We start from the raw sequence: 10,039 nt of genomic DNA, 5'->3' as shown, positions 1-10,039 counted from the left end.
TTTTTCATGAGAGAGGCCATCTGATTATAGGTCAAATAGCCATGACCATAAATGAAGTTTTGTCGCCTTAAATAATTGGCTGAGTTGTAGAGATTTTTAGACTGCCAAGATAAATTATCTATCTCAGCCCAAAATCGATGTCCTTTCTTGATAATGTGTCTTTCTGCTACTAACATCCGTTGTCTTTTAACTCAGCGTCGGGTTTTGAAGGGTTGTCTTTTTGCCTAGTCTGATAGTTTTGTCTGTACATATTACCATGGTTGACTATATCTGACTATATTTGTATTGAAACTTTACAATACCTTTGAAGAGGTTCAGGAAAATATTAAAGAAGCGATTGAACTTTACCTTGAAGTTTTGCAAGAACGCGGGGAAACCATTCCAGAACCCACAACTAAAGTCGGTGGTTGGAGTGGCTGCAGGAGGGTTCTTGCCGACTACCCAAAAACTGCTGGGGTTTCACTGACGAAGAACAAGGGCGACCTGATCAGCTACGATTGACAGGGCAATCGCACGGGTTGTCTTGCTCTTTTTTCTCACAAATTTAATTTTCGCACAGGTCTAAGTAGGGAGGCACAATTATTTGTAGGATGGGTTAGCGGTAGCGTAACATGAGCAGGCGTTGGGTTTCATGCTTCAACCCAACCTACGTTCATCTTATATTTAATTCCACCCACCCACTTAATTGGTCTATAGTAGTGATTGTGGCTGTCCTTCTAGGTTGAGCCAAAATGGGGGGGTTCTTTTTGGCGCAAAAAATGTCCTTAAAGATGATAACCATCTCCCTTGATCTTTAGGGTCAATTATTGCCAGAAATAACCAAAATAAAGTAATTTCTTGCCATCCCCTTGCATATTTTCTCGAGCGAGCGGCTTTTCAGTCCCGAAAATCCTTACAATAGGAAATGAAGATAGCCTGAAAAGTTGGAGAATATGAATTATCTCATTGCCGTGTTAGCTGATCGCATAGAAGCAGAAGAAGCTGCCGTTGCCCTCGAAAAAGCGGGAATTCCCCAATCTCAAGTGACCATTCTCGGTCGCGGCTATAAAAGTGCCGATGAGTTCGGTTTGATCGATCCCTTCCAACAGGCCAAAAAACGGGCTACTCTCATGGCTTTTTGGCTAATTCCCTTCGGTTTTGCCGGTGGCTACCTTTTTAACCTGATTACGGGATTGCATACCTTTGATTGGGCCGGAGAACCGGGCAATCATATCGTGGGCGGCATTGCCGGGGCGATTGGGGGGGCGATGGGCAGTATTTTTGTCGGTGGTGGCGTGGGTTTATCGTCCGGCAGTGGCGATGCACTTCCCTATCGCAATCGTCTCGGTGCCGGAAAATATATTATTATCGTGCAGGGTTCCGAAAACTTGAAAAATCAAGCGACTCTTATCCTCCGTCAATTTAACCCCGAAAATCTGCAAGGATACGCCCTAGAACAGTGAACGGTTATCGGGAATAAGTTATCGGTCATTTGATTTTTTCCTAAGAATTTTTGATTAATTACCAGAAAACAATGTCACCAAGAGAAGAATTACTAAAGGGTGTCGAGAATCGCGAGGAGATAGCGAAAGTTATTGATAAAGCCGAACAAGCGATCAAGACTTGGGAAATGACGGTGACAGACTTTCTTTCTCCCGCGGTTTTAGCGGAAGTAGAACGGGTTTTTCAGCGTTTAACCGATGTGTCAATGCAAAAATGGGGCGGTTATCCCCAAGCAGAAAGACAGCGCCTCGGTATTGCTAGAGTTGATCTACCTTGGACAGTAACAGATATTCCCCTATCTGCCCTTGATATTGCCGGTAATTTTCTTTTTGATACCGCTAACCACCGGGATTTTTTAGGGGCGATGTTGGGGACGGGTATCGTCCGGGAAAAAGTCGGCGATATAATCGTTTTAGGTGAGCGAGGAGCGCAGGCGATTGTAGTGCCTGAATTGGCAGATTTTTTATCTGCTAATTTGCGACAAGTGCGTTCGGTTCCCGTGAAAACTAGCCTGATTCCTTTGACGGAATTAAAAGTTAGACCACCGCAAAAAAAAGAAATTAATACGGTGGAAGCTTCCTTGCGTTTAGATGCGATCGCATCGGCGGGTTTTGGCATTTCTCGCAGTAAAATGGCCGAGGCAATTAGCGCCGGGGATGTGCGAGTTAACTGGAAAGATATCAGTCAATCTAGTTATAATGTTAAAACCGGTGATTTGATTTCTTTTCGGGGAAAAGGTCGTCTAGAAGTGGGAGAGGTTACTGTGACCAAAAAAGAGCGCTATCGGGTTCATTTAACTAGATTTATTTAGTTTTTTCTGTCTCTAGAATTTGTGATTAGACAGATTAATTGCCATGGCTGAGAATTTCGCCGTAATCGTGCAACTGTGTCAAGTTAGTCCCATCGGTAAACTATTACCGGGGGCGCTTTATGTTCATCGAGAAGCATTACAGCAACTGGATCCTATTCTCCAGAATTACGAACAACAAGCAAGAATTAATCAGCATTTATCCGAGGCAACAATAATTAAATTTAGCACCGATAAACCGAAAATATCCTATCTTTTTTATCCCGATTTTGATCGGGAACCTCACCCAGCTTTAACTAAAAGTTTAGTGGTAGATATGGGGACATTAATCTTGAGTGAATGGAATTATCAAAATGCCGATAATCCGCCCATTTTACACCGAAAAGAAACTTTTGTTACTAGGGACTATCCCCTTTATCAAGAATTCGAGCATCTCACAAAAATCGAGAGTGCTTTAGGACTTTTAAACAGTTCTCATCCCATCGGTACTAAACAGGAATGGCAACGGCTTTTAAGAAAGCATCACCTTGATTTTGCAGGAGATTATTTAGTTTGTAATCTAGAGGGACAAAGGGAAAAATCAATAATAATTGATCGCCACAAAGCTGCTCTTGTTCGCAAAACCCTTTCTCGTCCGGTAAGATTAGCATTAGCGGCGGGATTATTTCTTCCTGAAACCACTTTTTTTGATTACGGTTGTGGTTATGGAGGTGATATAGAACGCATAGCCGAACAGGGTTATCAAAGTGAAGGTTGGGATCCTTATTATCGTCCCGATAGTCCTTTAATTGAATCTGATATTGTTAATTTAGGCTATGTAATTAACGTTATTGAATCCGCCGAAGAACGGCAGGAAGCTTTATTAAAAGCTTGGCAATTAACCCGTCAAGTTTTAATTGTTTCGGCACAGATCCTAATTGATGATAGCGAACGGGGTTTAATGGCCTATGAAGATGGAATTATAACCCGTCGCAATACTTTTCAAAAATACTATCAACAGGAAGAACTAAAACAGTATATTGATAGCACTTTGGGGGTTGATTCTATTCCAATAACTTTGGGAATTTATCTGGTTTTTCGAGAGGAAGAAAAAGCCGAAATTTTTCGTTTATCGAGATGTCGTTCCCGCACTGCCACTCCTAAAATTAAAACCCATCTCAAATGCTTTGAAGATTACGAAGATTTATTGACTCCCCTGATGGAATTTTACACCCAGCAGGGACGTTTACCCGTCGCGGGAGAATTATTACAAGAGGAAGAAATTAAGGCAGAATTTGGCACTTTTAGACGAGCTTTTCAAGTTATTTTACAAGTAACAGAAGCGGAAGAATGGGAGATAATTGCTGATAAAAGACGCGCCGATCTTTTACTTTATTTAGCTTTAAGTCAATTTAGCCACTGTCCGAAAGTACGGGAATTATCCCCCGCTACCCGTGCCGATTTTAAAGCTTTATTTGGCAGTTATCGCAATGCTTGCGCTTTAGCGGAAGAAGTGTTAATAAGTGCAGGAAATTTGGTAGCGATCGCTCGTACTTGTGAAAATAGTTCCTTAGGCAAACTTTCCCGTTATTCCCTAACTATTCATATTAGCGTTTTGGAAAAATTACCGATGTTATTACGCTTATATGAAGGTTGTGCTAGTCAAACTATCGGACGGTTAGAAAATGCTAACGTTGTTCGTTTATCTTTTCGTCAACCCAAAATTTCCTATCTCTATTACCCCAATTTTGATACAGAAATTCATCCGATTTTAGCTACTAGCATGGATGTATATTTAGGTTCGGCTGATTTTAGTTTTCGTGATTATCGGGATAGTCCTAATCCGCCAATTTTACACGAAAAAGAGCTTTTAGTAACGGCTGATTATCCCAACTATGATAAATTGCTTCGCTTAACTCAATTAGAAAAGGATTGGGGATTGTTAGAAGATAGAAAAGCGATCGAACGTTTACAGGGTTGGCAAAAATGTTTAGAGGAGCATTGTGCTACAATCAAAGGCTATCAGATTCTGTGGCGAAAAGATGCTGATCCCTATAAAGTTAGGATTTTACGCGCTAAAATTCAGACCAGAAGAAATCAAAATAAGTCTTCCTGAGTAATTAAGTAAAATAGACGAGGTAATTAATTTTATGATGACTACGATTCGGTTACAAGGATTAGAAGATTTCGAGTTAAAAGCTAATGATCCTGAACAAAGAATGTTTATTTCTGGGGTTAATTGGCAACAGTACGAAACCCTCTTAAAACATTTAGAAGATAGTTCCAGTTATCGCATTACTTACTTAGATGGAATGGTAGAAATTATGGCTCCTAGTCGTCGTCACGAAGTTAGCAAAAAAAATATCGGTAGATTGGTAGAAGTTTATTTAGAATATGCTGAAATTGATTTCTGGGGATTAGGTTCCACCACTTTGCGAAAACAGGAAAAAGAAGCGGGAAAAGAACCAGATGAATGTTTTTGTTTATTTATAGAAAAAGAGTTTCCTGATTTGGCGATAGAAATAATCTTAACCAGTGGCAGCCTGAAAGTTTTAGAAGTTTATCAAAGATTGGGAACTCAAGAGGTTTGGTTTTGGCAAGATAATCAGTTAAAAATCTATTCTTTACAAGAGAATGGCGAATATATTTTAATCCCTAAAAGTGCTTTATTACCGGATTTAAATTTAGAATTATTAGCCGAATACGTCAACCATCCTAATCCCCGTCTTGCTGTCAAAGAATTTCGCTTGCGTTTAACAGAAAATTCCCAGTTATCATAACTATTATCTTTCCATGAGTTCTCAAGTAAAATTTAACCTATCTATCCTAGGGATATTTGTATTTTCTCTAGGAATAAGATTCTGGAATCTCAGTCAGTTTAATACTCTTGTTTTCGATGAAGTTTATTATGCTAAATACGGCAATGAATATCTAATCGGTAAAGAATTTTTCCAGTCTCACCCACCATTAAGTCAATATTTAATTGCTATTAGTATCTGGATTGGCTCCCATTTTCCTGCCGATCCTGAAACCATTAATAATTTAACAGGTTCCCTGCGCTCAACTTTTAGTTATCGCTGGTTAAATGCTTTCACTGGTTCTTTTATTCCCCTAATTATTGGGGGAATTGCTTATCAATTAACCCAGAGAAAAACTGTATTTTTAATCACAACTTTTCTCGCTAGTTTAGACGGATTATTTCTGGTGGAATCCCGCTATGCTCTCAATAATATTTACTTAATTTTATTCGGTTTGTCTGGACAATTATTTTTTTTATTAGCACTCCAGAAAAATTCAAACCTCAATTGGCTATTATTATCGGGAGTTTGTTTCGGTTTAGCGGCAAATATCAAATGGAATGGCTTAGGATTTTTACTGGGAATATTTATTTTTATCGGTATTGCTTGGTTAATAAAATTATTTAATCAAGAGCAGTCAAAAGATCATCTTTGGACAAAGGTAACTAACCTGAGATTAGAGTACATTTTTATCGCCTTAATTGTCTTTCCCCTAGTTACCTATAGTTTGCTGTGGATACCTCATCTTCTCGTCAACCATCAATATAATTTTTCGCAAGTACATCAAGAAATTTGGTCATTTCATCAGAGAATAAAGGGCAATCAATCTGATGTCCATCCCTATTGTTCTCCCTGGTATAGTTGGTTAGTAATGGGGCGACCTGTGGCTTATTATTTTAAGAGAGTAGGTGATAAAATTTATGATGTTCACGCTATGGGAAATCCGTTTTTATGGTGGTTTTCTACCGGAGCAATTCTAGTAGTTTTTAGTCGATTATTTAACCGAAAAGAGCGAGTAATTTCCGCCTATCTTATCTGTAACTATATTGCCAATCTGCTGCCCTGGTTAAAAATTGGTCGCTGTACCTTTCTCTATCATTATATGGCTGCCTATAGCTTCACTTGGATTGCTCTAGCTTGGCTCTTAGCCGATGGTCTAGAAAGTTCCAGTCCTATTTATAAAAATTGCTCGCGCTCGCTGATAATTTTGATAATTTTTGCTTTTATCCATTGGCTACCAATTTATTTAGGCATTCCCCTGTCAGTGCGGGATTATTATCTGAGAATGATTTTTCCCAATTGGATTTAGGATGAAATTAGCGGCAAAAACTGATACAATAAAATCATGATAAAAAGCGATCGCAAGAGTTATGGGTAAACAAAGAATCTTATCTGGTGTGCAACCAACCGGCAATTTACATTTAGGCAATTATCTCGGTGCGATCCGCAATTGGGTGGAGGGACAAAAAGACTACGATAATTTCTTTTGTGTGGTCGATTTACACGCGATCACCGTTCCCCATAATCCCGCCACTCTTGCGGAGGATACTTTAGCAATTGCCGCTCTATATTTAGCCTGCGGAATTGATTTAGAATATGCGACTATCTTTGTCCAATCCCACGTTAAAGCTCATACAGAATTAACTTGGTTATTGAATTGTATCACCCCTTTAAATTGGTTAACCGATATGATTCAATTTAAAGAAAAAGCGATTAAACAGGGGGAAAATGTTGGCACGGGTTTACTCGATTATCCCGTGCTGATGGCTGCCGATATCCTACTCTACGATGCCGATAAAGTACCCGTGGGAGAAGATCAAAAACAACATTTAGAATTAACCCGCGATATAGCCGTTAGAATTAATCATCTTTTTGGGCAACCGCAACAACCAATTTTAAAACTTCCCGATCCGATGATCCGCAAGGAAGGAGCGCGGGTGATGAGTTTAACCGATGGCCGGAATAAAATGTCTAAATCCGATCCTTCCGAGATGAGTCGGATTAATATTCTCGATAGTCCCGATGTCATTGCCAAGAAAATTAAACGCTGTAAAACCGATCTAGTGAAGGGTTTAACTTTCGATGATCCAGAACGTCCCGAATGCCATAATTTATTAACTCTCTATAGCATTTTATCGGGAAAAAGTCAAGACGTGGTTGCGGGAGAATGTGCCGAGTTAGGTTGGGGACAATTTAAACCGATGTTAACAGAAGTCACCATAGAATCTCTGCAACCTATTCAGGAAAAATACACCGAAATTAGAGATGATAAAGATTATTTAGGCACAGTTTTGCGGCAAGGTCGTCTCAAAGCAGAAGCGGTGGCCAATCAAACTCTCGATCGAGTCAAAAATGCCATGGGTTATTTACCACCATTTTAGGGATAATTTTCGGGTGCATCCCCTAATTATCAATCTACTCAGTTGAGATTTTTCAAGGAAAACTCGCTGCTTTATCAGTCAATCTTTAACTCTTGGTGGGGTTCTACCTCCCCATCCAGGGTAAGGGAAGGAGAATGATTACAAAAGTTATTAAATTAAGCACAACTCCAGTGATATTTTGGTAAAATAAGGGCATAATTGAAACTATCAAAATACTTACCTGTCCTTTGAAATTATGGTTGTAGAGTCCCAGGGGAAACAAAAAAAACTATCGTCTAGGGAAGATGAGTCTCGTCCAATTGCCAGCAAGGAACAAAACTCTTATCTAGCAGAGGGAATTGTTGATCATCAATCAACTCAGATTGCTCCTTCCTCCTTACTACAGCCATTTTCTCCAGAGTTAGAAAAAGATAGAGCCAACAAATTTAATTCTCTTAAAGAAATTCTGGTTAGTCATCTTGGTCAACCTTTTTACTCGGACAACGGCTTTATTCTTTATCAAGGAGATGCCACAGACTTTTTGTATAAACTATCTCATAGTGACATAAAAATTGACCTCACTGTTACATCACCACCTTATAATATTGGCAAAGAATATGAACGAGTTCTTTCAATCAATGACTATGTTGATTGGTGTGCTAATTGGCTGCGGCAAATTTATCAGATTACTCAAGATAACGGTGCTTTGTGGCTAAATGTTGGTTATTTAGAAGTACCAGAAAAGGGATTATGTGTTCCGATTCCCTATCTTATTTGGGATAAGTCTCCCTTTTATCTTTTACAAGAAATTGTCTGGAAATATGGGGCAGGTGTTTCTACAAAAAATCGTCTTAGTCCTCGCAATGAAAAATGGCTTTTTTATCTCAAAAATTGCCAAGAATATACTTTTAACTTAGATAATATTCGTGACCCTAACGTTAAGTATCCCAATCAAAAGAAGAATGGTAAATATCGTTGTAATCCCCTCGGCAAAAATCCTTCTGATGTGTGGGAAGTTCCTAAAGTCACTACAGGAGAAAAGCGCAGTTCTAAGGAAAGAACCGGACATCCCGCACAATTTCCTTTAGCAATTGTCGAGAGAATTATACAAGCTTCATCTAATCCGGTAGAAATAATTCTTGATCCCTTTGCTGGTTCTTGTTCCACGGGAATAGCGGCCTTGGGATTAGGAAGAATTTTTGTGGGTTTTGAAATTCGACCAGACTATTGCGAGATAGCTGCCGAGAGATTTAAAAGATTTAAAAAAGAAAGAAGCAATACTTATATTCAAGGCTCGTTATTCTAGATTTTTCGATACAATTGGAGCAATTTATAATTTTCTACGTCAGAGGAAAGACGCGATTGTTGACCTGTAGCTGCCTTTTGCCCAATCCAATCCCCAGAATCAATCCAACCGAAACGAATTAGTTTAATCTGAGGATTAGTAGTATTAGAAAACTTCTCAAAGTTAACTGCTAAATAGTATCCAGACTTACCTTTTTTGCTGTTATTAGAATTTTGAGCATAGCTTCTATTGCCATATATATGTCTAGGATCAGAGGAGGTTTTGACTTCAATTGAAAAAAAGTCATCAGGTATATAGACAATATCTTTATCAGATATACTGATATCTCCTCTCCAGAAATCGGGATATTTTGCTTTTAGTTCTAAAGGAATTAATTCATGAAGTAGAAAACCCATAATTTGAGGTTTAGGGAAGATATCCCTACCAATTCTAAAACCTTTTGTACCTAACTGAGAATTAAAAATTGATTGCCAAGATGTTAAAACAACATCAACAATTGCATCGGTAGATAGGGGATGTCTTTCCACAAGTCGTTGGGTGATAGATAACCAATTACTAGGAGAGACATCTGCATAGGGAGAATTCATCTATAGTTTTTTTCCGGCGTTATTAGATACAGTAACTAATATTAACGCAACCACCTCCCCCTATCCCAACACCTAATACTAAATTCTGTTTAAAAGGTATAGGAGAGTGGGGAACGCTGGATCAGGGAGCAGGGAAAAACAATCCATAACTTGGGAGTTAATCATAGTATTAAAAACGGATTTGGTATGATTAGCCTTTTTTAAGTTGTTTTCGCAGTTTCAAGGATTGAAACTGCGATCGCCAATAAAAGTAGCAGAGTCCGGCAGTTACCCCCAGACTAAGAATTGTTATCCCCGTGAGAATTTCCCACATCCCCGACTCGGTTACTAATATGTTGTAGTATTGTAATAAGAGGATTTTTTTCCTGAAAAATTGTCATATTTGAGGTTTTGATTATGCCTTATACAAATGAAGAAGGTGGACGCTTAAATAATTTCGCCGCCGAACCGAAAGTTTATCAAGCGGCTCCCCCGACTAAATCGCAACAACGTAATTATCTTGTCTGGGGCGTTGCTGCGATCACACTTGTGGGTGGACTGTTAGCCGTCGCTTTTTACGCATCTCAAGCTGGCTAAAATTTAGTCCCTCGTAGTTGCGATTTAGCCCCTTTCACTCCTATTTAGAGCTAAAATCACAACTACTCCCTATTTTAGGGCTTTTGACCCTGAATTAATGCCACTGCTGACTGAGACTTAGCCGCAGTCCCCTGTTTACCCTG

10 protein-coding genes and 1 pseudogene are annotated in these 10,039 nt (G+C 39.1%); 9 read left to right on the top strand and 2 right to left on the bottom strand.

The window, feature by feature from the left end; translation table 11 throughout:
• Positions 1-176: pseudogene (locus tag PX481_RS29685) on the bottom strand (transposase); the annotation flags it as partial.
• Positions 177-285: 109 nt separating this feature from the next.
• On the opposite strand from PX481_RS29685, the gene PX481_RS11165 reads away from it, so the two are divergent.
• The 8 genes from PX481_RS11165 to PX481_RS11130 all read left to right on the top strand — a co-directional run bounded on the left by PX481_RS11165 (position 286) and on the right by PX481_RS11130 (position 8,733).
• Positions 286-501, top strand: coding sequence for a type II toxin-antitoxin system HicB family antitoxin (locus PX481_RS11165; protein ID WP_002759014.1), 216 nt, complete (start codon positions 286-288; stop codon positions 499-501).
• A 431-nt stretch (positions 502-932) separates the two neighbouring features.
• The gene (locus tag PX481_RS11160; RefSeq protein WP_002759013.1) at positions 933-1,442 is read left to right on the top strand and encodes a hypothetical protein; all 510 of its coding nucleotides are present in this window, start codon (positions 933-935) and stop codon (positions 1,440-1,442) included.
• Positions 1,443-1,513: 71 nt separating this feature from the next.
• Positions 1,514-2,293, top strand: a complete 780-nt coding sequence (locus PX481_RS11155; protein WP_288094590.1) for a photosystem II electron transport protein, Sll1252 family — start codon at positions 1,514-1,516, stop codon at positions 2,291-2,293.
• Positions 2,294-2,336: 43 nt separating this feature from the next.
• A complete protein-coding gene (locus PX481_RS11150; RefSeq protein WP_288094589.1) occupies positions 2,337-4,385 on the top strand; it encodes a DNA phosphorothioation-associated putative methyltransferase in 2,049 nt (682 codons plus the stop codon).
• A gap of 34 nt (positions 4,386-4,419) precedes the next feature.
• Positions 4,420-5,049, top strand: coding sequence for a Uma2 family endonuclease (locus PX481_RS11145; RefSeq protein ID WP_002759010.1), 630 nt, complete (start codon positions 4,420-4,422; stop codon positions 5,047-5,049).
• 13 nt (positions 5,050-5,062) lie between these two features.
• Positions 5,063-6,376: a dolichyl-phosphate-mannose--protein mannosyltransferase gene (locus tag PX481_RS11140; RefSeq protein ID WP_002759009.1), complete on the top strand. Its 1,314-nt coding sequence runs from the start codon at positions 5,063-5,065 to the stop codon at positions 6,374-6,376.
• A 61-nt stretch (positions 6,377-6,437) separates the two neighbouring features.
• Entirely contained in the window at positions 6,438-7,448 is a 1,011-nt protein-coding gene (trpS, locus tag PX481_RS11135; protein WP_288094588.1) for a tryptophan--tRNA ligase, read from the top strand.
• 235 nt (positions 7,449-7,683) lie between these two features.
• The gene (locus PX481_RS11130; protein WP_002759006.1) at positions 7,684-8,733 is read left to right on the top strand and encodes a DNA-methyltransferase; all 1,050 of its coding nucleotides are present in this window, start codon (positions 7,684-7,686) and stop codon (positions 8,731-8,733) included.
• Here the strand turns inward: PX481_RS11130 and PX481_RS11125 are convergent.
• On the bottom strand, positions 8,730-9,320 hold the full coding sequence (locus tag PX481_RS11125; protein WP_002759004.1) for a ScaI family restriction endonuclease: 591 nt from the start codon (positions 9,318-9,320) through the stop codon (positions 8,730-8,732). The two genes, PX481_RS11130 and PX481_RS11125, sit on opposite strands and share 4 nt — an antisense overlap.
• Positions 9,321-9,716: 396 nt before the next feature.
• Between PX481_RS11125 and psb34 the strand changes: the two genes are divergently transcribed.
• Positions 9,717-9,896 carry a photosystem II assembly protein Psb34 gene (gene psb34 / locus PX481_RS11120; protein ID WP_002759001.1) on the top strand — a complete coding sequence of 60 codons (180 nt, stop codon included), beginning with the start codon at positions 9,717-9,719 and terminating at the stop codon, positions 9,894-9,896.
• Positions 9,897-10,039 lie beyond the last annotated feature (143 nt).

It is taken from the genome of Microcystis sp. M53603_WE2 (genome assembly GCF_030065435.1).
This window is presented reverse-complemented; position numbering and strand designations above follow the sequence as displayed.